The sequence below is a fragment of the Nesterenkonia sp. E16_10 genome (assembly GCF_017347085.1).
Taxonomy (GTDB): domain Bacteria; phylum Actinomycetota; class Actinomycetes; order Actinomycetales; family Micrococcaceae; genus Nesterenkonia.
The window spans coordinates 21705-45170 of the sequence record NZ_JADPSA010000039.1 but is presented as its reverse complement, the minus strand read 5'-3'; the positions used below and the strand labels follow the sequence as shown (position 1 = coordinate 45170).

The window sequence follows — 23466 nt, the reverse complement described above, 5'->3', positions numbered from 1 at the left end:
TGTACTTCTCGGGCGGCCCCGCATTCCGAGTAGGCCGCTCACCGATTGATCCAGCTAGGTGCCGAAGATTCAGATTTCCCGCCCTCTCGCACATACTCGTTCCGGTGCGGTCCGCCCAGTTCGAGGTTTCAGCCCAGGTTGAGCGCCGAAAACACCCGTCGGCGAAGCAGCTGGTATTCGCCGATGTGGGCACGCGGGCCCTCCGGGGGCCGGACGACGACGCGCGGTTCCCCCACGATGTGGTGGCTCGAGAACTGTTCGCAGGTGAGGTCAACCTCAAGTCCGCCCAGCAGCTTGTTCCAGTAGTGGACGGCGCCTGATCCGGCGCCTGATCCGTCGCCTGCGCTGACATCGGCGATCAGCAGTTCGCCACCGAGGAGGTCCTGGAGGACAAGAGCCGTAGGTCCACACTGCCCATGCGCAGGGTTGTCGGGGCCCCACGCGGGGAGACTGCTGGGGGCCAGGCACGTCGTGTCGGCGCCCCAGGATGCTCGGAACGCCTGCTCGATGTCCTTCAAAGTGTGAGCCATTCCGTCAGCGTATCCGACCATTCACTGCGGGATTGGTCGTGCCATTATTTGAAACACGAATGAGTGTTTTTGCGTGGAATCTAGTGTTGAACGTGCTGGAATGGGCGAAGCAGGGATTTCGAATGCCGTGCCTATGAATGGAGTCCGTGCAATGCAGACAGCGCCCTACGACAGCTTCGCCGCAGCCTATGCGGCGGACAATGAATCCAATTTCGTGAACGGGCACTACGAGCGCCCCGCGATGATCGATCTGGCCGGTGACGTCAAGGGGCGCCGAGTGCTCGACGCCGGCTGTGGATCCGGGCCGCTCGCCGCCGCGCTGATCGAGGGTGGCGCCGACGTCGTCGGGTTCGATCTGAGCCCGGAGATGGTGGAGATCGCGAGGCAGCGTCTGGGGGACGACGTCGACCTGCGTGTGGCAGACCTCGGCGAGCCCCTGCCCGACCCGGACGACTCCTTCGACGACGTGGTCGGCTCCCTGGTGCTGCACTACCTCGAGGACTGGGCGGCGCCCCTGGCGGAGCTGCACCGCGTGCTCAAGCCCGGAGGGCGGCTGATCCTCTCGGTCAACCACCCCTACGCCTATATGCTCAACCACCCGAAGGCCGACTACTTCGCGACCACCCAGTTCTCTGATGAGTTCACCTTCGCAGGCCAGGAGGCGACGCTGACGTACTGGCACCGACCCCTGCCCGCCATCACGTCCGCCTTCACAGAAGCCGGCTTCGACATCGCCTCGGTGTCCGAGCCACCCTATGATCCCGACACGCCGCTCGAGCTGATTCCGCCACCGCTGGTCGGACGGTCCTTCATCTGTTTCATGTTCTTCGTGCTCCAGGCACCGACCGAGGGCTCGTATTCAGGGGCTCGAACTTAGCGGCTCGGGGCGGGGTCTCGGCGCTTACCCTTCGACGCCCGCGAGGATCTCTGCGAGACCCACCAGGTGCTCGACCTCGATCTCCGCAGTCCTGAAATAGCTCGGGTACGCGGCCCCGGTCCGGTTGATCCATGCGGTGCGAAGCCCCGCTGTGGCGGCGCCGTGGATGTCCCAGGGGTGCACTGCGACCAGCATCAGCTCATCGACGCGTCGCCCGGTCTGCTGGGCGGCGTACTCGTAGGCCTCCCCGGCGGGCTTCCACAGCGGTGCCTCGGCGACGCTGAGGCACCTTGAGAAGTGCTCGCGCACGCCGCCGCGAGCGAGCAGCGATTCCGCGATAGCCGCCGAGCCGTTGCTCAGCGTGACCAGCTCGGCGGTCCGGCTCAGCGCGGCAACGCCCGGCGCGACGTCGGGGTGAAGCTCAAGGCTGGTGAAGACCCCCAGAATGCGCTCCACCGCCTCGTCCTGGTCTCGCGCTCCAGGGGTCGCCGCCAGGTGGCGCCTCAGGGTGTCCCCAGCGAGCGCCCCGAAATCCGGATTCTCTCCGGTGGCGGTCAGCGCGAATCCGTCACGGAGCACCTCCGCGAACCACAATGGGGCGACCGTGGCAGGCAGTCCCGAGGCGTCGAACGCGGCGGCGAGCGGGCCCATGTCGGAGAGCGTCTCGTTGACATCGAAGAGCACCACGGGCGGCGGAGTCGTCATGGCTCTCTTCCTACCACGGGCGGTGCTCCCAGTGCCCGGCCTCCAGGCCGAGCCTCCGGGGTCAGGCCCGCGGGTCGACGATGATCTTGACGTGGGCCTCGTTGTTGGTGATCAGCTGCTCGAAACCTTCGGAGACCAGTCCGTCGAGGCCGATCCTGCCGGTGATGAACGGACCGAGGTCGATCTTGCCCTCCTCCACCAGTTTGATCACGCGTTGGTGGTCGTTGGAGTAGCCGATGGTGCCCACCAGCGCGATTTCCTTGAGCACCAGCTTCGGCATGTCGACCTCGGGCTTGTGCCCCCAGATCGAGACGTTGACGATGACTCCGGCGGGCCGCACCGCATCCAGGAGCATGTCCAGGACCACCGGGACCGAGGAGCATTCGAAGCCGACGTCGGCGCCCCGGCCGTCGGTGCGGCGGCGCACCTCTTCGGCGACGTCGACCTCGCGGGGGTCGAAGACCTCATCGGCGACGCCGGTCTCCCGGGCCTTGGCCTTGCGAGCCTCGGAGAGCTCGGAGATGAAGACCGTGAGCCCTTCGGCCTTGAGCACCGCGGCGGTGAGCAGCCCGATGGGGCCCGCACCGCCGACGATCGCGATGTCACCAGTCTTGGCGCCGGACCGGACGAAGGCGTGGTGGCCCACGGCCAGAGGCTCGATCAGCGCGGCGTGATCGAGCGCGACATGGTCCGCGATGGGGTGGACCCAGCGCCGCTCGACCACGATCTTCTCGCTGAGCCCGCCGCCTCGGCCGCCGAGGCCGATGAAGTTCATATCCTTAGAGAGCTGATAGTCGACCCCGGGCCTGGCCTCGACGTCCTCGCGGATGATGTAAGGCTCGACCACCACCTTCTGGCCGGGGGCGAGGTCCGTCACGTCCTCGGCGACCTCGGTGACGGTTCCGGAGAACTCATGTCCGAGCGTGACCGGGGCGGACTCGCCCGAGATCGGGTGCGGGTGTCCGTGGGCCGGGATGAAGATCGGGCCTTCGAGGTACTCGTGGAGATCGGTGCCGCAGATGCCGCACCAGGCGACGTCGATGGCCACGTGTCCTGGCTTCAGCGTGGGCTCCTCGATCTCCTCGATGCGGATGTCTTTGCGGTCGTAGTAGCGTGCTGCGCGCATGGCGAGGGTCTCCTGAGGGCTGAGCCGAGCGGGGTCGAGACTCTCGAAGACTACTCCTCAGACCCTGGCAGAGCACCAGGTTTCGCGCAGGAAAACTCTTCTGCATCGGAAAAGAAAGTGCAGCTCCTCACAGGATTCGTGATCGTTCTGTGCTTCACTGTCCCTCGGGCACGACGATTCGCCGCGACCCCGGTCGCGGCAGCCCTGCCGTTGACCGTCCCTCTGTCAAGGACGTGAACACATGGCATTAACCGGACAGCGGCGCCGCGCCTTCAGCGCGGTCGGCCTCACCGCATCCCTCGCGCTGGTGCTGGCATCATGCGCAGACACCGAGAACATCGATGGCGGAGGAAACTCCGAGGAGGACGGCGGGGGCGGCAGCATCTCTGTCGGCACCACCGACGTCGTGACCTCCCTCGATCCGGCCGGGTCCTATGACAACGGCTCCTTCTCGGTCCAGAACCAGGTCTATCCCTTCCTGCTGAACACCCCCTACGGCAGCCCGGACGTCGAGCCGGATATCGCCGAGTCCGCCGAGTTCACCGGCCCCACCGAGTACACGGTGACGCTGAAGGAGGGCCTGACCTTCGCCAACGGCAATGAGCTGACCTCTTCGGACGTGAAGTTCAGCTTCGACCGCCAGCTGGAGATCGCTGATCCCAACGGTCCCTCCTCGCTGCTCTATAACCTCGACAGCGTCGAGGCGCCCGACGACCTGACCGTCGTCTTCACGCTCAACAGCGAAGACGATCAGACCTTCCCGCAGATCCTCTCCTCCCCCGTGGGGCCGATCGTGGATGAGGAGGTCTTCTCCGCCACCGAGCTCAGCTCCTCCGAGGACATCGTGGAGGGCAACGCGTTCGCCGGGCAGTACACGATCACGGATTACACCGAGAACGAGCTGATCCGATACCAGGCATTCGAGGACTATGACGGCCTGCTGGAACCGGCAGAGACCGACGTCGTCACCGCTCAGTACTTCACGGAGGAGACTCAGCTGAAGCTCGCCGTGCAGCAGGGCGACATCGACCTCGCCTTCCGCAACCTGAGCCCCACGGACCTCGGGGACCTGCGTGAGGACGAGAACGTCACCGTCCATGACGGCCCAGGCGGGGAGATCCGCTACATCGTCTTCGACTTCAACACCCAGCCGTTCGGCGCCGAGACCGAGGACGCCGACGAGGCGCAGGCCCTGGCCGTCCGCCAGGCCGCGGCGAACCTGCTGGACCGCGAAGCCTTGAGCGAGGAGATCTATCAGGGCACCTACACCCCGCTGTACTCCTACGTGCCCGAGGGACTGACCGGCGCCGTCGAGCCGCTGCTGGAGATGTACGGCGACGGCGAGGGCGGTCCGGACGCCGAGGCCGCAGCCTCGGTGCTGGAAGACGCCGGGGTCGAGACCCCCGTGGAGCTGAACCTGCAGTACAGCCCGGACCACTATGGCAACTCCTCCGATGAGGAGTACGCCATGATCGAGAGCCAGCTCGAGGCCGACGGTCTCTTCGAGGTGAACCTGCAGTCCACCCTTTGGGACACCTATAACGCCGAGCGCGTCGAAGGCGTCTACCCGGCCTACCAGCTGGGCTGGTTCCCGGACTACTCGGATGCCGACAACTACCTCTCCCCGTTCTTCCAGGAGGACAACTTCCTGGTCAACGGGTACTCCAACACCGAGGTCCAGGACACGATCCTGGAGCAGACCAGCACCGCGGATGAGGCGGAGCGCACCGCGCTGATCGAAGAGGCTCAGGAGCTGGTGGCGGAGGATCTCTCCACGCTGCCCTACCTCCAGGGCGCCCAGGTCGCGGTCTCGGGCAATGACATCAACGGCGTCACCTTGGATGCCTCGTTCAAATTCCGCTACGCCCCGCTGTCCCGCTGAGTCCCCGGACCATCGAGAGAGCCTGAGAGAAGAGGACCAGCGTGACCATCGCTGAACGAACCGCCCCGATCGCCGCTGCCGGAAAGAGCTCCGGCGGCGGCGGTCTGGGCCGCTATATCCTGGTGCGATTCCTGTTGATCATCCCCACCGTGTTCATCCTGGTGACGCTGGTCTTCTTCCTCATGCGGGTGGTCGGGGACCCGATCTCCGCCTCGGTCGGCGGACGACTGACCCCGGATCAGCTCGCGGCTCGGCTGGCCGAAGCCGGCTACGACCGGCCGGTGCTGGTGCAGTACTTCGAATACATCGGTCAGATCTTCACCGGAGACTTCGGCCGCACCCTGACCGATAATCGCGAGATCAGCGAAATCCTGGTCACCTACGGCACGGGCACCCTGGAGCTGGTCTTCTACGCCCTGGTGGTGGCCCTGGTGGTGGGCATCCCGCTGGGCCGCTTCGCCGCCTACCACCGCGACCAGATCCCGGATGCCGCGCTGCGCATCTTCGCGATCCTCTGCTACGCCACCCCGGTGTTCTTCGCCGCGCTGCTGCTGAAGCTGGTGTTCTCGGTCTGGCTGGGCTGGTTCCCGCTGGGAGGCCGAGCCAGCACCGACACCCAGCTGGTGCTGGACCGGATCTCCGGCTCCTCAGGGATCAACATCATCGATGCGCTGCGCACCGGACGCTGGGACCTCATCTCCGACGTGCTCTCCCACGCCGTGCTGCCCGCCGTGGCCCTGGGGCTGCTCACCGCAGGGGTCTTCCTGCGGCTGGTCCGGACCAACCTCATCGGCACACTCTCGATGGACTACGTCGACGCCGCGCGCTCCCGCGGGGTGCGGGAAGGCCGGCTGCTGCGCAAGCACGCCTATAAGCCGGCGCTGATCCCGATCATCACGGTGATGGGCATGCAGATCGCGCTGATGCTCGGCGGCGCGATCCTCACCGAGACCGCCTTCGGCTGGCGCGGACTGGGATTCCAGCTGGCCCAGTACCTCGGTGCCCGCGACTTCGTGGCGGTCCAGGGAATCGTGGCGCTGCTCGCCGTGATCGTGGCCCTCACGAACTTCGCGGTGGACGTCATCGCGGCCCTGATCGACCCGAGAGTGAGGTACTGAGAATGAGCGTCCCCACCAACGGCGCCCCTGCGGTCTCCACTCCGGAGCCGGTGGCCGACCCCGTGGCCCACGGCGAGGCCGCGCAGCGTGAGCCGCGCTGGAAGCGACTGCCGGTGATCTGGCAGCTGCGCCGCAGCGTCGGGCTGCAGCGCGGCATGCTGATCGCCGGGCTGGTGCTCTGCGCCATGTTCATCCTCATGGCGGTGTTCGCGCCGCTGATCGCGCCCTACGGCTTCAACCAGCTCTCCGACGCCGAGGGCAACTTCCCCCGCCAGGGCGCCCCCTCGGCGCAGTTCTGGTGGGGCACCACGGTGGGCGGCTACGACGTGTTCTCCCGGGTGGTCTGGGGAGCGCAGACCGCGGTGCTGACCGTGCTGCTCGCGGTTCTGGCCTCGATCTTCCTCGGCATCGGGCTCGGCCTGATCTCGGGCTACCTCGGCGGCTGGCTCGACCGAATCCTGGTGACCATCGCCGACGCCATCTACGCCTTCCCCTCGCTGCTGCTGGCGATCGTGGTGTCCATCGTGATCTCCGGCGGGGAGTCGGGATTCCTCAGCGGGATCCTGGCGGCCGCGCTCTCGATCACCGTGGTCTTCGTGCCGCAGTACTTCCGGGTGGTCCGCGCCGAGACGGTGCGGCTGAAGTCTGAACCCTTCGTAGAATCGGCGAGGGTGCTCGGTGCCTCCACCCCGCGGATCCTCTCGCGGCATGTGCTGCGCAACGCCACCCGGTCGCTGCCGCTGATCATCACGCTCAACGCCTCCGAGGCGATCCTGACCCTGGCCGGGCTGGGCTTCCTCGGCTTCGGCATCAACCCCACCGCGGCCGCGGAATGGGGCTATGACCTCAACCGCGCCATCTCCGACGTCGCCGGAGGGATCTGGTGGACCGGGGTGTTCCCCGGTGCCGCCATCGTGCTGCTGGTGCTGGGCATCACTCTGGTCGGGGAGTCGCTCAACGACCTCTCCGACCCACGGCTGCGGATGCGTCGCCGGCCCGCCCGGCTTCCCCGCAAGACCGCCACAGCCATGAAGGGAGCTGCGTGATGACTGTTGTGCAGAACCACACCCAGCCCGACGCCGCGGTGCAGCCAGCCGTGGAGATCCGTGACCTGCGGATCAGCTTCACCACCGACGCCGAACCCGTCCGCGCCGTGGAGGGGGTCAACCTTCATGTGCAGCCCGGCGAGGTGCTCGCGATCGTGGGAGAGTCCGGCTCGGGCAAGACCGTCACCGCCAAGTCCATCCTGGGTCTGCTGCCGGACAACGCGACCGTCTCGGGCGCCGTGGTGCTCGCAGGCCACGACGTCGTCCAACTCTCTGCCGCGGAGCTGCGTCAGGTCCGCGGCCGCGACGTCGCCATGGTCTTCCAGGAGCCCTCCACGGCGCTGAACCCGGTGTTCACCGTGGGGTGGCAGATCGCTGAAGGTCTGCGGGCCCACGGCGAATACTCCCGGAAAAAGGCCCGAGCCCGGGCCATCGAGATCCTCGGCACCGTCGGGATACCCGATCCCCAGAGCCGGGTGAACCAGTACCCGCATCAGTTCTCCGGCGGACAGAAGCAGCGCATCGTGATCGCCATGGCGCTGGCCCTGGGATCGAAGGTCATCGTCGCCGATGAGCCCACCACCGCGCTCGATGTCACCGTGCAAGCCGAGATCCTGGATCTGCTGCGCCGGGTGCGCGACGACTTCGGCTGCGCCATCGTGCTGATCACCCACAACATGGGAGTCGTGGCGGACCTCGCCGACCGCGTCGCGGTCATGTATCGCGGCGAGGTGGTCGAGGAGGCCGACGCCAGGGAGCTGTTCGCAGACCCTCAGCACGAGTACACCCAGCACCTGCTGGGTGCGGTGCCGCGGCTCGGCGCCCTCACCAGCTACCGGAAGCCGGGGGCCAGGTCGACCAGGACGACGGCGGAGGAGCTGTCGGCTGGTGCGGCGGGGGCGCCCTCGGAGGCGCCGGCTGCCGCGGTGGTCCAGGCGCGGGACCTGCAGATCGTCTATCCAGGTCGACTGGGCCGCCCCGGTTTCCACGCGGTCAAGAACGTGAACTTCACCATCGCCCCGGGTGAGGTGCTCGGACTGGTGGGGGAGTCCGGGTCCGGCAAGACCACCATCGGCCGCGCCATCGTGGGATTGACGCGCGCCACCGGTGGCTCGCTCAGCGTGCTCGGGCACGAGATGGTCGGCTTCAAGGAGCGTGCCTTCCGGCCGCTGCGCTCCCGCGTGGGGTTCGTGTTTCAAGACCCCGCCACGAGCTTCAACCCGCTGCTCACGGTGGGCGAGGCGATCGCCGAGCCGCTGCTGATCCATGACCAGGCCCAGGACGCCGCGGGCGCGAAGGCGAAGGTGCAGGCGCTGCTCGACGCCGTCCACCTACCCACCCACTACGGCCAGCGCTACCCGCACGAGCTCTCCGGCGGGCAGCGTCAGCGCGCCAGCCTGGCGCGAGCACTGGCCCTGGACCCTGAGCTGCTGGTGGCCGATGAGCCCACCTCGGCCCTGGACGTCTCGGTGCAGGCCCGGGTCCTGGAGGTCTTCAGCGAGCTGCAGGAGCGCCTCGGCTTCGCGACCCTGTTCATCAGCCACGACCTGGCAGTGGTGGGCATGCTCGCCGATCACATCGGGGTGCTCTACCGCGGCGAGCTCGTCGAGCATGGCACCGGGGAGCAGGTGCTGACCGATCCACAGCATCCCTACACCCAGCGGCTGCTGGCCTCGGTGCCGGTGCCGGACCCGGTGGAGCAGAAGCAGCGCCGAGAGGCGCTGGCCGCGCACCGGGCCGCAGAGGACGGACAGCCCCAGCCGGTCTAGTCCGATCGGGTGCCGCAACCGTGCCGGCCTCACAGCTGTCGAGGGTCACCGCGACCACTCTGCAGGGCGGGTGGCCTCGGGGTGCTGGCCTCGGAGCGCTGGCCTCGGGGAGCTCAGTCCCCGAGCTGCTCGACTCCCTCGAGGATCGCCTCATGCACCTGGGCCTTGCCCAGGGGCAGAAAGTGCCCGCGACTGCCCAGCTGCACATTATGCGCGGCCTCGAGGTGGCTTCCACCGGGGATATGCGGATCGAATCGACCGTAGATGGACACGATCCGGCGGTTCACCTCCAGGCTGGCACCGAGCTCGGCGAGTTCCGGGGAACGCGGCAGGAAGAGCCGGAGCGCCGGAAGCGGCAGCAGCCGGGCCAGCGGGGACCCCTCGAAGGGGGTGTTCAGGGTGACCAGTCCGAGGATCAGGTCGGTGTCGATGTGCCGGGTGAGCAGCAGCTTCCCGATGAGTCCGCCCTTGCTGTGCGCCACCAGCACGCAGCGTCCGATGCCTTCCCGCCGGATGTGTCCCTCCACCAGGCCCGCCATGTCTTCGATGGTGCCGCCGTTGTAGCCCAGGTCCACCACGGCGTGCACGTCGTAGCCCGCTTCGCGCAGCACATCGGCCACCGGGAGCATGAAGGACCAGGTCTCATAGATCCCCGGCAGCAGCAGCACCGCGGGCTTCTGCGACTCGGGCTGACGGTAGGCCTGCGGATCCGGCCCGCCCCGCAGCCCGGAAGCCTGCCGACGCAGCGCATAGATGTAGTCACGGCCCCAGGCGGCGAGGTTGAGGCCGAGCTCCGAGGCCACCCGCAGGCGGCCCTGTGTGCCGGAAGTAGCCATCTCCATGCCCGGGCCTCGCATCATGCGGGCATCGACCGCGGGTCCGGGCGCTCGCCGTCGAGCGCTGCCAAGAACGGGGCGCACGCCGAGGCGAGCTCCTGCGCCCGGTTGATCTGCAGCGCGTGCGGAGCATCGGGGATCTCCACCAGGCTCGCGTCCGGGGCGAGCTCCGCCAGCTGTTGCGCCCACTGGACCGTGGCGATGGGATCCCGCTTGCCACGGACCACGAGCCCGGGGACCGTGCAGTGTTGGATGGTCTCCTCGATCCGGTGGCTGAGCATGTGCCGCACGGTGTCGAGGTAGCGCAGCGGGCCCATCCGCAGGTAGTTGCGGAACACGATCACGTTGTTGCGCGGAGGTTCGCGCAGGGTGTCTCGCATCAGCCGTGAGCTCTGGCCCAGGAAGCTGCGTGCGGCCGGATCCGTGGTGGGTCCGATCAGCACAAATCCGGCATACAGCTCGGGGTGCGTGGCGACGGTCTCAGCGGTGATCTGGCACCCCATCGAATGCCCGACGACGACGGGGCGGTCCAGCTCCAGGGTGATGGCCACCCCGGCGACCACCTCGCTGAGCTCCGAGATGCTCAGTGCGCGGTCCGGGTTGGGGGTCTTGCCATAGCCGGGCAGATCCACCGCGTAGACATCGTGGGTGGCTCTGAGCACCTCGGCAAGCGGCAGGAAGTACTCGCCAGACATCCCCAGTCCGTGCACCAGCAGGATCGGTGGGCGCTGGGCGGTGAAGGTGCCACGCACGTCCACGGCGTGCTCGCCGACCTGCAGCCGCCGGGTGTGCGGCCCCACACCAGGTGCGTCTCTCTGGACCATGAGCCTCTTCTCGAGCCGATGAATGAACCCTGGGGCTAGCACTGCGCCGCGGGCCCCAGGGGAACCATCGTATCGACGTCGGGCCCTGGTCCGGGTTGCGCTGCCTCAGCTGCGACGACGGATCGGGGCGAGTCCGTTCTCGGGGTCTGGCTGATGGAACTGCCGGATCAGCCGGGCCAGCAGGGCGGGCTTCTCCACGATCGCCCCGTGCGTGGCGCGCGGGATGACGGCGAGCTCGCCGTCAGGCAGCGCCTCGAGCATCTCGATCAGGTGTGGCCAGCGCACGTGATCGTCGTCGCCGACCACGATCAGCACCGGCAGGCGCAGCCGGCGGAGGTCCTGTGTGCTCAGAGCAGGCTCCCTGCGGTGCAGCGCCTGAGCCTTCTGCACGACGAGCGGCCAGTGCTGCCCGCCGTCGGGGGATGCCGCGGCGTAGGCCTCGCGCATGAACCCCGGCGGTTCCTCCTCCAGCACTCCCTCGAGCCAGCCGGACCGGTGGAAGGCGGCACCGCCGAAGACCAGGCTGCGCACCAGCTCAGGTCGCCGCAGCGCAAGGTGCAGGCCGACGATCGCGCCGTCGCTCCACCCCACGATGTGCGCGGGTGCCGTATGGGTCTCAAGCACCTGCGCCACCGCCTCGGCCATCTGCGGGAAGGACCAGGCGCCGTCGACGTCGGGGGAGCGGCCATGGCCCGGGCGATCCACCAACAGCCTCCGGTAGTCGGGCAGCTGGGCGCTGAGCGAGGCCATCGCGGTGGAATCGGTTCCTCCGGGGTGCAGGAGCAGCAGCTCCTCGCCCACGCCGGTCTCGGAGGACCAGAGGGTGCGCGATGCCATGATCGTGAGCTCCTCAGCTAGGGGTCGTTTGAGAGCCTGGCCCGGCCCATATCGTCGAGCCAGCTCGCGTGCCAGGCCAGAGCGGCGTTCCAGTTGATCGTGGTCTCGTTGGTGGACCAGGAGTCCGGGGCGTCGAGGTAGCAGAACTGCGGCGGGCAGCCCTCGAGGTCAGCCTGGGCCGTGGGGTCTTCGAGGGTGGAGTTGGCTCCGCCGGCGAGCTTGCCCGCCGGGAACGGTGGCAGCCGCTCGTGATCGGCCGCGTACCAGCGGCTGTGCATGTTCTCGGAGAAATGCGTGCCGTAGCCGGAGACGTAGGAGTTGTTGATCGCATTGCGGCCCAGGACGTAGTCGATGGCCTCGATCCCCGCGTCGCGGAACCGGGTCTCGCCGGTGAGGTCGAAGGCGGTGGCGATCACCGCGGCGTTGTTGAGCACCATGTGATTGGACCCCCAGTCGTAGTCCTCCGGTCCGTAAGGGTGCCCGAAGGGCTGATCCGTCTGGACCCTGCGGTAGCCCTCGGCGGCCTGGATCACCGACTCGACGACGGCCTCGCGGTCCACCAGATCACTCTCCACGGTGGCCAGGTCCAATCGTGCGGCGGCGGCAGTGTTCTGCCAGTCGAAGGCCGGGGTGCCGAAGACCTGGTCCTCGGCGCCGCCGACATGATGCTCGCTGCGCAGCACCGCGTCCTCGTAGTCCTGGGAGCCGGTGCTCAGATACAGCTGGGCGGCTGCCCAGTAGAACTCATCGGTGAACTCATGATCGTTGTACGGACCTCCGCCGGGGTCCGGGTCCGCAGCGTCGGTGCTGCGGTAGATGCTGGGGTGCGCGAGGGCGGCGGCCCAGGCGGATTCTGCAGCCTCGAGCAGCGCCTCGGCGAACTCGGCGTCGTACTGCTCATAGATGCGGGCCCCGTGTGCGGCGGCGGCTGCGAGGTTCAGCGTCGCGGCGGTGGAGGGCCGGTGCAGATAGCGCGGCATCGGGTCCTCGTGCGGGAGGGTGTCCGTCCCGGTCCAGGCGATGTCGTGCATCTTATGGTGGGCCATCCCGCCGGCGTCGATCTCGACGCCGTCGATGGTCATCCGGGTGTCCGCGGGGACCTGCATGGTGAGCATCCATTCGAGGTTCCAGCGGACCTCGTCGAGGATGTCGGGCACCCCGTTGCCCCGCTCGGGGATCAGCAGGGTCTCATCACCCAGGGCCTGGTCCACGGTGGCCTCCGCGTTCCGGCTGCGTTCATAGGTGGAGAGCAGCTGCCACACCGAGATGCCGGAGTTCACCACGTACTTGCCCTGGTCGCCCGCGTCGTACCAGCCGCCGGTCACGTCCAGGGCGTAGCCCTCGGGGCAGCGCCAGGCACTGGGACCGCCGTAGACCTCCGCGCTGGCGCGCTGATGCGCTCCGTTCCACTCGAAGCGCTCCACCGGCAGGCAGGGCACCTGCAGATCGCCTCGGTTGGGCGCCCCGGCCTCTGGCAGCTCCGTCTCGGGTGGAAGGAACTCCGAGAGGTGCCCGGCGGGACGCTCATACTCCTGCCGATGCGCGACGCCCTCGACCTCGATCGGTTCGATCGCGATGCCGGAGCGCTGGGTGTAATAGACGTTGAGCGCATCATGGCGCAGCGAGCTGTAGAGGTCCTCCGCGATGTCGAAGGGGTAGCTCGGTTCGCCCTCGGCGCTCAGCGTGTAGCCAGACCCGGGGTCGGTGTGCCCGGTGAAGTCGATGGTGTGCACGGTCAGCCCCGCGGAGGGGTCGAATCCTTGCGGGGAGGAGGTCCCCTGCGCGACGAGCTCGCCGGCGTCGTCGAGCAGCTGCCAGCTCACGGCCTCGCGCTGCTCGGTGACCATCGTGGCGCGCTTTGGGCCGTCGGGCAGGTAGCCGAGCTGATTGACGCGCACGCGGGGCCCGAGCTCATGCCCGAAGTCCGCGGCTGTGGCGATTGCTGCATCCTGCCCCGCGGGGCCTTCCTCGGCCGGGGGACGCTCACCGGCGCAGCCCAACAGGGCGACGGTGACGAGGAACGTCGCTGCCCCCAGAACCATGCGGGAGCCGGCGCCCGGTGTTGCGCTGGGGTGCATCGGAAATCCTTGGTTCGGCGGGGGACGGCCCGCATCGGTGAACACTCAGCAGCGGCACTGGTCCTGAGGCTCCTGAGAAGCAGTTTTGGGTACCGGCGGTTCAGAAGTCAAAGGGTCCTGGCCGGCATCAACTGGGGCCGCTCCTTCCAGGCCGGTGAATGAACCTGGCGTGTAGCTTGGTCTCATGCCACGCTATGAAGGCTCAGATGGGATGCCCCTGCACTACGAGGACATCGCCAAAGGCGCCAACGCTGAGCGGAGGACGCCGGTGATCGTGCTTGCTGGGGGAGCGGCCCGCCACCCGACCTATCTCGGTGACCTGGCCGGTCTCGCCGACGCCCAGCGCTTAGTCGTGCCGCATCTGCGAGGCGTGGGACGTACCCCCATGCCTGAGCATCCCGAGCGTGGGTCATTCTGGTCTCAGGCCGAAGACCTCGAGCGTCTGCGCCTGCATCTAGGTGGTGGCCGTATCGTGCTTGTCGCCCATTCTGCGGGCACGCGCGTGGCGGTCGCCTATGCCGCGCAGTTCCCTGAATGTGTGGCGAAGCTGGTCCTCATCACGCCTCCGGCTGCGTACCTCGTCGACCAGGCTTCCGACACGGCCGTGATCAGGCGACGCAGGCGGGGAGATGAGGCCTTTGAGCTTGCGCTCGCCGCCCTGGCAGCTGGACCCGCGGGAACTGACGAGTACGCGTTCAATGCCTGGCAGAGCGAGTCGGCTGCAGTCGGCTATGCGAACTGGGGTGTCACAGAGAAGACCCACGCCAGAACTGGGCGGTGGAGTCTGGCTGGGGCCGAAGCGTTCTTCACTGTGCCAACTCCCGCTGACCTTGTGGCCCGGCTCGGAAAGGTTGAGGCACCTGTCTTGGTCATCGCCGGGGCGCAAGACAGTCTCACCGGCGTTGCGCCTGCTGCTGCGATGGCCCAACTCTTCCCCTCGGGGAAGTCCACGGTGATCGAGGACAGCGGGCATTACCCCTGGGTCGAACAGCCAATCAGTTTCAGGGAGACGATTGACGAGTTTCTCGACCGGTAGTCGAGTCAGCACTGGAGCCTCCAGCAGCCCAGTCCACGCTCTGCCGCCGCAGTTCCACGGAGTCTCATGACTCGGCGGTTCGAACATGTCGAGAAATAAACCTCGACCCAGGCGGTGTTCCCCCGGATGAGAACACCCACGATCTTGAGGATTTCTGACCTTATGCGCGACCTTCACCAGCTGCTGAACAACACCATCGGCTTCGGCACGGCACCCCTGGGCAACATGTTCCGTGAGATCCCCGAGGACGAGGCGCTTTCCACGGTCGAAGCCGCCTGGGACGCCGGCATCCGCTACTTCGACACCGCCCCGTTCTACGGCGCCGGTCTCGCCGAGAAGCGCCTCGGCACCGTTCTGGGGAAGAAACCGCGCGATGAGTTCCTGCTGAGCACCAAGGTCGGGCGCTACATGTCCGAGGAGACCGAGGAGAAAGAGGGACTCTTCGCCGATGGCCGGAGCAACAAGGTCATCACGGACTACACCGCCGAGGCCACACGGAAGTCGTTGGAGCAGTCCATGCAGCGGCTGGGCACCGACCGGATCGACTTCGTCTTCGTCCACGACATCTCCCGGGACTTCCACGGCGATGAGTGGATCGCGAAGTTCGAAGAGGCCCGCACCGGCGCCTTCCGCGTCCTCACCGAGATGCGCGAGCAGGGGCTGATCAAGGGCTGGGGACTCGGAGTGAACACCACCGAGCCGATCGAGCTGGCCATGCAGCTTCAGGAGACCCCGCCTGACCTGAGTCTCTCGGCCACCCAGTACACGATCCTGCAGCACGAGAAGGCGTTGGAGCGGATGATGCCGAACGCTCAGGCGCAGGGCGTGGGAATCATCGTCGGCGGACCCTACAACTCCGGAGCACTCCTGGGTGGGGACTACTTCGACTACGCCGAGGCTCCACAGACGGTGAAGGATCAGGTGGCGGCACTGTCTGCCGTGGCGGCCCGCCACGAGGTCGACCTGAAGGCCGCCGCCCTGCAGTTCTCCACCGCCCACCCGGCGACCGTCGCGGTGATCCCCGGTTCCAGCCGGCCCGGCCGGATCTCGGAGGACCTCGCCGCGCTCTCGGCGGCGATCCCCGGCGCCTTCTGGGACGAGCTGGTCCAGGAAGGTCTGATCTCCCCGGAGGCGCCGCTGCCGAAGAGCTGATCGCGGCGGCAACGGCTGCCCCACCCCCGTGGTTGAGTTTTCCGGCGGTGACGTATCGACCGGAGAACTCAACCACCCGGGGTTGTCTCCGCAGCGTGTCAGTCGAACCGCGGGTCTCGGCCGTAGTCCTGAAACCGCAGGTTCAGCGCCGCCCGGACCTGTTCGGGGGCATCGTCTCCGAGGAGCAGCCGCAGCCGGGCGTCGTCGGGATCTTTCACGTGGGCCAGCAGTGCGGCGGCGATCTCGGAGGCCGGTGTGCCGTCGTCGGTCTCGCTGACGGGCCACGGCACGGTCGGGCTGCCGAAAAGGGACTCGCGCAGATCGTCATAGGCCGCGACCGGGGCGCTGAAGCGCATGCTCGCCCCGGCCCAATCGGTGGCGATGGCGCCAGGCTCCGCGATCGTCACCCGGATCCCGAACTGCGAGACCTCGGCCGCCATCGCCTCACTGAAGCCCTCAAGTCCCCACTTCGCCGCGTTATAGAGCCCCAGCGTGGGCATGGTCCCGACGGCGCCCACCGTCGAGATCTGGACGATGTGCCCGCGGCCTTGTTCACGCATCACCGGGATCGCGGCCTGGCACAGCCACAGGGGTCCCATAAGGTCGGTCTCCACGATCTCGCGGGCCTCCGCCTCGCTGACCTCCTCGATGGCGCCGATCAGTCCATAGCCGGCGTTGTTCACCACGACGTCGAGGCCGCCGAACCGCTCGACGGCGTCCGCCACGACCTGGAGGGCGGCGGCCCGATCCCGGACATCAAGTTCCCGCACCAGGAGCCGATCAGAAAAGGGAAGGTCGTGCGCGCCGCGGACGGTGGCGACGACGGCGTGCCCCGCATCCAGGGCCGCCACCGCGAGAGCCCGGCCCAGGCCGCGGCCGGCGCCGGTGATGAGCCAGGTCTGTTCTGAGGTCATGGCACCAGGATAGTGAGAATCCTCGCCACAGCCGACTGTTTGTCCTGCGCAGTTGAGTTCTCCGGCGGCTATGTATCGACCGGAGAACTCAACCAGCCAGGAGGGGCGGGGGAGCTGGTGATTCGTGACGGTCCACGACTGCGAACCTCCCCGTTAGGCACCGCGCCGCGCAGCTGCCCTCAACCCATCGGAACGCCCGCCCCGAGGAGCAGCACTCCTGCAGCGAGGAAGCCGAGCATCGAGCCGGCGATGACCTCGCTCCGGGAATGCCGGCCCAGATGCACCCGCGACCAGATCACCAGCGCCCAGACCGGAACCGTCGCGAGCAGCACCCACCAGGAGAACGCGCTGGCGATGACCACGGCGGTGAGCGCGGAGATCAGCGCATGCAGGCTGATCTTGAAGACGGTGTTGATCACCGCCACCGCGGCAACCAGGCCGACGGCGATGAAACAGGCCCAGCTGACCCAGGCGCTCTCGGTCACGAACAGCGTTGCCGCGGCTCCCAACACGGTCGAGGCCATGACGATGGCGTAGAACAGGTGGCGCTGTGCCCTGTTGACGATGAACTTATCCGTGGCCCGGCCGCGCAGGGTCATCGCGATCGCGACAGCCTGGGGGATCACGGCGAACGCGATCACCGAGATGACCGTGGTCCCCACCCAGTTGGGGTCTGTGACCACTGCCAGCGAGACCAGCATCAGGGCGATCAGCACGGGTGGAGAGAAGATCTCGGACCCGACCCAGGCCGCGCGGCCCAGGGTGGTCTGCCCGTCCTGAGCCCCGAGAGCGGAATCGTGGTCGGCCTCGGGACTCACGCGTGGCACAGTCAACGCCCTCCTGGTGCTCATCCCGTGCTGATTCGTCTGATGCTCCCCGAACCGGGTTCAGGGCCGACCGTGAGTCTGACACATCACGGTCGAGTTCACCCACGTCAGCTGTGGCCCGGTGTGGCTGACCAGCCGGACCCAAGAGCACCCTATGATTCGTCTATGGGACGACCCCTCACCGCGCGCGAACGAGACGTACTGGCCTTCATGGTCGACAACGCCGTTCCCTCCGCAGGTGACCGACCCGTGCCCGCCGCCGCGCGCGAACGCTGGCGCCGGTCAATCCCGACCACCACGGCGGGCCGGGGCTGCGAGTGCGGCGCGTGCCCGTCGATCGATCTGGTCGACGAGCGTGCTCGGACGTCAAAGGGCGGAAGAAGCGTCGTGCTGAGCGCCGAACACCCGAAGGCCTCGGTGCTGCTGTTCATCGACGCCGACCGGCTCAGCTACCTCGAGCTGGCGCCCCACGGAGACGAGGCGATCGATCACTTCCCGTCGGTCGCGGAGCTCAGCGTCTGACCAGCGCCTGACCCGTCACGCTTCGCCAGCTTCGAGGGCCACCAGACCGCAGGCCCGATATCGCGCACCAGCGCCGGGACCAGCAGAGCTCGCACCAGGAACGTGTCCAGCAGCACGCCAAAGGCCACGATGAACGCGATCTGCACCAGGAACAGGATCGGGATCACCGAGAGCGCCGCGAACGTCGCCGCGAGCACGATGCCGGCAGAGGTGATCACGCCTCCCGTGACGGTCAGCCCGCGGATCACGCCGCGCCGCGTGCCGTGGGTCAGCGACTCCTCCCTGACTCGGGTCATCAGGAAGATGTTGTAATCGATGCCCAGCGCCACGAGGAACACGAAGCCATACAGCGGCACGGTGGGATCGGCGCCCGGGAATTCGAAGACGCCGTTGAACACCAGCGCGGAGACCCCCAGCGCCGTGGCGAAGGACAACACCGTCGTGAGCACCAGCAGCACCGGAGCGAGGATCGAGCGCAGCAGGAGCATGAGGATCAGCAGGATGACGACCAGCACGATCGGGATGATGAGGTTGCGGTCGTCGATCGCGGCGTCGTTGGTATCGATGGCCGTGGCGGTCACGCCACCCACCAGCACCTCGGAGTCGGCCTCGGCATAGGTGGCTCGCAGCTCGCGGACGGTGTCCTGTGCGGCGGCAGAGTCCGCAGGATCGGTCAACGTGGCCTGAAGCATGATCGCCCCGTCGATCACGAGGGGCTCCGGGGCGGGTGTCCCGGGAGGGCCGAAGGCGCTGACCCCGTCGGAGTCCACCGGGGCGGAGCCGGCCTCGTCCTCGGTCATCACGGTGACCCCGTCGACCCCGCTGTTGTCCAGCAGGACATCCGCCGCGGTCTGGAGCGAGTCCTGATCGGTGACCACGTAGGCGGGGCTGCCGGAGCCGCCCGGGAAATGCTCGCCCAGGGCGACCTGGCCGTCGCGTGCCTCGGACTCTCCCAGCACCAGCTCAGACTGCGGCACTCCCTGGGCATCCAGCTGCGTGACGCCCACGGCGCCCAGGAACAGCACCAGGGTCGTGGCGATCCAGATGCGGCGCGGCCTGCGCTCCACGACTCGCCCGGTGCGGGCCCAGATCCCGCGGCTGGGGATCCCGTCCTCGGCGGCGACGACCTCGGGCTCGAACCGCGGGCGGCGGGGCCAGAAGGCGGCACGGCCGAAGACGTAGAGGACCGCGGGGAGGAAGGTGAGCGCGGAGGCCATGGCGAAGAAGATGCCGATCGAGGCTACCGGGCCCAAGGTGCTGTTGGACTTCAGGTCGCTGAGCAGCAGGCACAACAGGCCCGCGATGACGGTGCCACCGGAGGCCAGGATCGGCTCGAAGGATCCACGGAGTCCCTTCCAGGTCGCGGTCCACTTGTCCTGGTGGGCCCGCAGCGCCTCCCGATAGCGCGCGACGTAGAGCAGCGAATAGTCGGTGGCCGCGCCGATCACGAGGATGAACAGGATGCCCTGGGTCTGCCCGCTGAGCAGCAGGATGTCCGCGTAGGCCAGCCACCAGACGCTCAGCAGTGAGACCGTGAGCGCGAAGACGCTGGTCGCCAGCACGGCGATGGGCAGCAGCAGCGACCGGTACACCACGATCAGGATCAGAAACACGGCGGCCAGTGAGACGGCGAGAAGGATCCCGTCGATGCCGGAGAATCCGGCGGCGAGGTCCGCCGTGAACCCGGCCGGCCCGGTGACGAAGACCTCGAGGTCGGGAAGTTCGGCACGCAGACTCTCGGAGATCTCGCTGACGACGTCGTCGAGCTCCTCCTCCGACCCGATCGGCACGAACGCCTGCACGGCCAGTCCGTCCTCGGACAGGATGATCGGGGAGAGATCCTCCTGCACCCCGGGGATCTCGGGCAGCTCTGCGACCGCCTCGTCGATCGCGGTGACCTGTGAATCGCCGAGCTCGGTGTCGGAGGTGACGACGACGACGGCGGGGATGGTCTCTGAATCATTGAACTCACCCAGCAGCTCCTGCACCGCGGTCGCATCCGCAGACTCTGGCAGGTAGGTGGTCTGATCGTTGGAAGAGACCTCCGCGACCCTTCCGAAGAAGGGCCCGCCGATGGCGGTGCCGGTGAGCCAGATCAGAATCAGGACGGCGGGGAGGAACACCCTCAGCCATCGCGGAGCGCCGCCCCGGTGTGGGCGGCCGCCGTGACCCCCGCGGACGTCATCACCGCCGCCGTCGGTCGGGAGGCCCGCGCTTGGCGTGGGTGAGGTGCGGGTATCCGTGACGGTGCGCGGCATGTTCATGTCTCCTGACGGGGCGATCTTCTTGATGGAAGAATATACTGTCCTGAGGGATAAAGTACACCAAGGGATAGTAAACGCCGCAAGGTCCGGTGCCGCATCGTAAGGTGGTCAGCATGGCAGCAGGAGAGACCGAGTCGGATCCCGTATCAGAGAGCCTGTATGAGCTTGATGCCACGGATCCCCTTCAGCGACTCGTGGATCGATCCGACGCGTCTGCCGAGGACGTTGCCCAGATCGGTCGGCTCATGCGAGCACTCTCCGACCTGCGCACGGCGGAGCAGCGCCTGTCCGAGGCCTCGCAGCAGTACATGAAGCTCAGTCAGCTGGACATGGGCGCGATCCACTACCTGATCGTGGCGGGCAATCGCGGGGCGACGGTGACGCCCGGGATGCTCGCAGCAAGTCTGGAGATCTCCGCGGCATCGACCACCAAGCTGTTGAACCGCCTGGAACAGGGTGGCCACATCACTCGCGAAGTGCACCCGGCCGATCGTCGGGCCTTCGTCGTACGGGTCACGCCGGAGACGGCGGAGGCCGCGATGGAGACCGTCGGGCGGCAGCAGGCCAAGCGGTTCCACTCTGCCGCTGCGCTGAGTGCCCGCGAGCGAGAGGTGGTCATCGGTTTTCTCCAAGACATGACACAGCAGCTCTCCCTAGACGATGTCGCCTGGGCGAAGGGTGAGGGCGCCTGAGCTTGCCGCGTCACATCTTCACGCCCTCACAGTGGGCGATATATCGTTAAGCTCGATCGGACCCATCGTGGGTGCGGCGCTTAGGAGGCTGTCATGACTGGATCATTTTCAGGCGACTCACATGCCCGGGGCATCTTCGGAGACCGCCGGCCCGCTGCAGGAGGCCCACCGGCTGATCTCTGGGATGCCCTGGACCAGCTGCGCGGTGCCTTCAAGGACAAATCGGCTCCGCGAGCCAGCCGTGGTGATGTACGTGCGGCGGTGCTTGCGCTGCTCTCGGAGCGTTCGATGCACGGGTATCAGATCATCCACGAGATCGAACAGCGCAGCGGTGGCGCGTGGAAGCCCAGCCCAGGCTCGGTCTATCCCACACTTCAGCTTCTGGCCGATGAAGGCCTGATCCACGCTGAGGCAGAGGGCGGGCGCAAGACGTATTCGCTCACCGATGAAGGCCGTGAGGCCGCCGCCGCAGCCGATCAGTGGCCTGCGCAGTGGCAGGGTGCTGAGCATCGCGGCCATGCGGTACGGACCCTCTCCAAGGCGGGCATGGAACTGGCGCAGGCAGCCGCGCAGGTGGGCCGATCCGGAACGCCGGAACAGATCCACCAGGCGGAGCAGGAGATCGACCAGGTGCGCCGGAAGCTCTACGCCATCCTCGCGCAGGACTGAACCGCGTGCTCAAGGCAGGTGACGCGTGGGGCCGCAGCCGTCAGGGCATCGAGTGAGCCCAACGGCTAAATCGCTGCGCAATCGGTACCGTCGAATTCTGCGGTTCGCGGCTCTGCATCTGGTCCAGGTGTGGTGGTTCGAACTGTTCCTGCCGCGAATCGGTCTGGCTCGGCTCGCCGCGATGGGCCGAGCCAGGCGCATGCGGCGGCTTGCTCAGCGCTTCCACCGCCTCGCGGTGGATCTCGGCGGGTTGATGATCAAGGTCGGCCAGTTCCTCTCCTCGCGACTCGACGTGCTGCCCCCCGAGATCACCAAGGAGCTGGAAGGGCTGCAGGACGAGGTCAGTCCTGTCGCCTTCGCGGAGATTCGGGCCGCCGCCGAGGAGGAGCTCGAGGTCCCGCTGGAGCGCGCCTATGCGTCCGTGGACCCGGATCCGCTCGCTGCCGCCTCGCTGGGCCAGGCGCACCGCGCGGTGCCTTCGGCCGAGGATGCTGAGGTCGCCGGTTTCGATGCAGCGGTCGTGAAGATCCAGCGTCCCGGGATCGGTGAGATCGTCGACGTCGATCTGGCCGCACTGCGCCGAGTGAGTCGATGGCTGGCTCGCATCCGCCTGGTGAGCAACCGGGTGGATGCCCCAGCCCTGGTGGAGGAGTTCGCCACCACCAGCATGGAAGAGATCGACTACCTCAACGAGGCTGCCAACGCCGAACGCTTTGCCGCGAACTTCGGCGAAGATCCTCGTGTCACTGTTCCCGACGTGATGTGGGAACGGACCACGCGACGGGTGCTCACCTTGGAGGACGTGACCGCGATCAAGATCAACGACGTCGAGCGGCTCAGGGCGGAGGGGATCGACCCGACGACGGTCGCCACGGAGTTCGCGAACGTGATGTTCGACCAGATCTTCGTCCACGGCTTCTTCCACGCCGACCCGCATCCCGGGAACATCTTCGTCACGCCGGCGCCCCGGGAGCAGCAGCTCCCGGCCGAGGAGCAACCAGCCCGGTGGCACCTGACCTTCATCGACTTCGGCATGATGGGCGAGATACCGGACACTCTGCGCGACGGCCTGCGCCGGGTCTTCATCGCCGCCGCCTCGCGTGACGGCAAAGGCCTCGTGGACGCGATCCAAGAGGTGGGGGTGCTGCTCCCCTCGGCGGACACCGCCGAGCTCGAACGCGCGATGACCCAGCTCTTCGCCCGATTCGGCGGGATGGGGTTCGCCGAGCTCAAGGAGGTCGACCCGCGGGAATTCCGGGACTTCGCCAAGGAGTTCGGCGATCTGGTCCGTTCCCTGCCCTTCCAGCTGCCGGAGAACTTTCTGCTGATGCTGCGCACGGTCTCGCTGATCTCAGGTGTCTGCAGCACCTTGGATTCCAGATTCAACCTCTGGGACGCCATCGAGCCCTATGCCGAGCAGCTGATCCGCGACCAGGGCAGGCCCGCGGTCCAGGACGCCGCCCGTCAGGCGGCAGCCACCGTGACCACGGCGCTCCGGCTTCCCGGCCGGCTCTCCGACGTCGTCGACCGCATCGAGGACGGCCGGATCGCGGTGCGCACCCCGGATCTCGATCGGCGCACCGCGGCTCTGGAGCGCGTGGGCCGGCGGCTCGTCTCAGCGGTGCTGTTCACCGGGCTGCTGGTCACAGGGACCCTGCTGCGATCCGAGGACGGCGTCCTGGGCTCTGTGATCATGGCGGCATCCCTGATCCCGCTCCTGCATGCGGTCTCCCCGTCCCGGCGAGGCAGGATCTAGGCTTCG

21 protein-coding genes are annotated in these 23466 nt (G+C 67.6%); 11 read left to right on the top strand and 10 right to left on the bottom strand.

The genetic code is table 11. The features are described from left to right. Positions 1-128: 128 nt before the first annotated feature. Entirely contained in the window at positions 129-530 is a 402-nt protein-coding gene (locus I2487_RS12690) for a YunG family protein (protein ID WP_207170099.1), read from the bottom strand. Positions 531-681: 151 nt separating this feature from the next. On the opposite strand from I2487_RS12690, the gene I2487_RS12685 reads away from it, so the two are divergent. Next, entirely contained in the window at positions 682-1407 is a 726-nt protein-coding gene (locus I2487_RS12685) for a class I SAM-dependent methyltransferase (protein ID WP_207170098.1), read from the top strand. Between the two features lie 24 nt (positions 1408-1431). Here the strand turns inward: I2487_RS12685 and I2487_RS12680 are convergent, their stop codons facing one another. Both I2487_RS12680 and I2487_RS12675 read right to left on the bottom strand, forming a co-directional pair. Further along, entirely contained in the window at positions 1432-2112 is a 681-nt protein-coding gene (locus I2487_RS12680; RefSeq protein WP_207170097.1) for a haloacid dehalogenase type II, read from the bottom strand. A gap of 61 nt (positions 2113-2173) precedes the next feature. Next, positions 2174-3238, bottom strand: coding sequence for a 2,3-butanediol dehydrogenase (locus tag I2487_RS12675; protein ID WP_207170096.1), 1065 nt, complete (start codon positions 3236-3238; stop codon positions 2174-2176). Positions 3239-3479: 241 nt separating this feature from the next. On the opposite strand from I2487_RS12675, the gene I2487_RS12670 reads away from it, so the two are divergent. The 4 genes from I2487_RS12670 to I2487_RS12655 are packed head-to-tail and all read left to right on the top strand — an operon-like array spanning position 3480 to position 9053. Continuing rightward, positions 3480-5120: an ABC transporter substrate-binding protein gene (locus I2487_RS12670; protein ID WP_207170095.1), complete on the top strand. Its 1641-nt coding sequence runs from the start codon at positions 3480-3482 to the stop codon at positions 5118-5120. A 41-nt stretch (positions 5121-5161) separates the two neighbouring features. Next, positions 5162-6238, top strand: a complete 1077-nt coding sequence (locus I2487_RS12665) for an ABC transporter permease (RefSeq protein WP_518523727.1) — start codon at positions 5162-5164, stop codon at positions 6236-6238. 2 nt (positions 6239-6240) lie between these two features. Next, positions 6241-7284 (top strand): ABC transporter permease, encoded by a 1044-nt coding sequence (locus tag I2487_RS12660; RefSeq protein WP_207170094.1) that lies wholly within the window; start codon positions 6241-6243, stop codon positions 7282-7284. Continuing rightward, positions 7284-9053 (top strand): ABC transporter ATP-binding protein, encoded by a 1770-nt coding sequence (locus I2487_RS12655; protein WP_218624153.1) that lies wholly within the window; start codon positions 7284-7286, stop codon positions 9051-9053. Before I2487_RS12660 ends, I2487_RS12655 begins: the two co-directional genes overlap by 1 nt. Positions 9054-9166: 113 nt before the next feature. Here I2487_RS12655 and I2487_RS12650 read toward each other — a convergent pair whose 3' ends face one another. From I2487_RS12650 to I2487_RS12635, 4 genes are all read right to left on the bottom strand, one after another. Next, on the bottom strand, positions 9167-9895 hold the full coding sequence (locus tag I2487_RS12650; protein ID WP_207170093.1) for an esterase/lipase family protein: 729 nt from the start codon (positions 9893-9895) through the stop codon (positions 9167-9169). 14 nt (positions 9896-9909) lie between these two features. After that, positions 9910-10713, bottom strand: coding sequence for an alpha/beta fold hydrolase (locus I2487_RS12645; protein ID WP_207170092.1), 804 nt, complete (start codon positions 10711-10713; stop codon positions 9910-9912). 105 nt (positions 10714-10818) lie between these two features. Further along, positions 10819-11550, bottom strand: coding sequence for an alpha/beta fold hydrolase (locus tag I2487_RS12640; RefSeq protein ID WP_207170091.1), 732 nt, complete (start codon positions 11548-11550; stop codon positions 10819-10821). 17 nt (positions 11551-11567) lie between these two features. Further along, positions 11568-13628, bottom strand: coding sequence for a glycoside hydrolase family 9 protein (locus I2487_RS12635; protein ID WP_255546353.1), 2061 nt, complete (start codon positions 13626-13628; stop codon positions 11568-11570). A 211-nt stretch (positions 13629-13839) separates the two neighbouring features. On the opposite strand from I2487_RS12635, the gene I2487_RS12630 reads away from it, so the two are divergent. Then, positions 13840-14664 (top strand): alpha/beta fold hydrolase, encoded by an 825-nt coding sequence (locus I2487_RS12630; RefSeq protein WP_255546352.1) that lies wholly within the window; start codon positions 13840-13842, stop codon positions 14662-14664. A 162-nt stretch (positions 14665-14826) separates the two neighbouring features. Further along, positions 14827-15816 (top strand): aldo/keto reductase, encoded by a 990-nt coding sequence (locus I2487_RS12625; protein WP_207170089.1) that lies wholly within the window; start codon positions 14827-14829, stop codon positions 15814-15816. A gap of 98 nt (positions 15817-15914) precedes the next feature. Here I2487_RS12625 and I2487_RS12620 read toward each other — a convergent pair whose 3' ends face one another. Beyond that, a complete protein-coding gene (locus tag I2487_RS12620; RefSeq protein WP_207170088.1) occupies positions 15915-16730 on the bottom strand; it encodes an SDR family NAD(P)-dependent oxidoreductase in 816 nt (271 codons plus the stop codon). 179 nt (positions 16731-16909) lie between these two features. Continuing rightward, complete coding sequence (locus I2487_RS12615) at positions 16910-17563, bottom strand: phosphatase PAP2 family protein (protein WP_207170087.1); 654 nt, start codon at positions 17561-17563, stop codon at positions 16910-16912. 159 nt (positions 17564-17722) lie between these two features. Between I2487_RS12615 and I2487_RS12610 the strand changes: the two genes are divergently transcribed. Next, the gene (locus tag I2487_RS12610) at positions 17723-18079 is read left to right on the top strand and encodes a hypothetical protein (protein WP_207170086.1); all 357 of its coding nucleotides are present in this window, start codon (positions 17723-17725) and stop codon (positions 18077-18079) included. On the opposite strand, the gene I2487_RS12605 is transcribed toward I2487_RS12610, so the two are convergent. After that, entirely contained in the window at positions 18046-20337 is a 2292-nt protein-coding gene (locus I2487_RS12605; protein ID WP_207170085.1) for an MMPL family transporter, read from the bottom strand. The two genes, I2487_RS12610 and I2487_RS12605, sit on opposite strands and share 34 nt — an antisense overlap. 119 nt (positions 20338-20456) lie before the next feature. On the opposite strand from I2487_RS12605, the gene I2487_RS12600 reads away from it, so the two are divergent. The 3 genes from I2487_RS12600 (at position 20457) to I2487_RS12590 (ending at position 23460) form a co-directional block, all read left to right on the top strand. Further along, a complete protein-coding gene (locus I2487_RS12600) occupies positions 20457-21035 on the top strand; it encodes a MarR family winged helix-turn-helix transcriptional regulator (RefSeq protein WP_207170084.1) in 579 nt (192 codons plus the stop codon). 93 nt (positions 21036-21128) lie between these two features. Continuing rightward, positions 21129-21704, top strand: a complete 576-nt coding sequence (locus tag I2487_RS12595) for a helix-turn-helix transcriptional regulator (RefSeq protein WP_207170083.1) — start codon at positions 21129-21131, stop codon at positions 21702-21704. Between the two features lie 52 nt (positions 21705-21756). Continuing rightward, positions 21757-23460, top strand: coding sequence for an ABC1 kinase family protein (locus I2487_RS12590; protein WP_345941430.1), 1704 nt, complete (start codon positions 21757-21759; stop codon positions 23458-23460). Positions 23461-23466 lie beyond the last annotated feature (6 nt).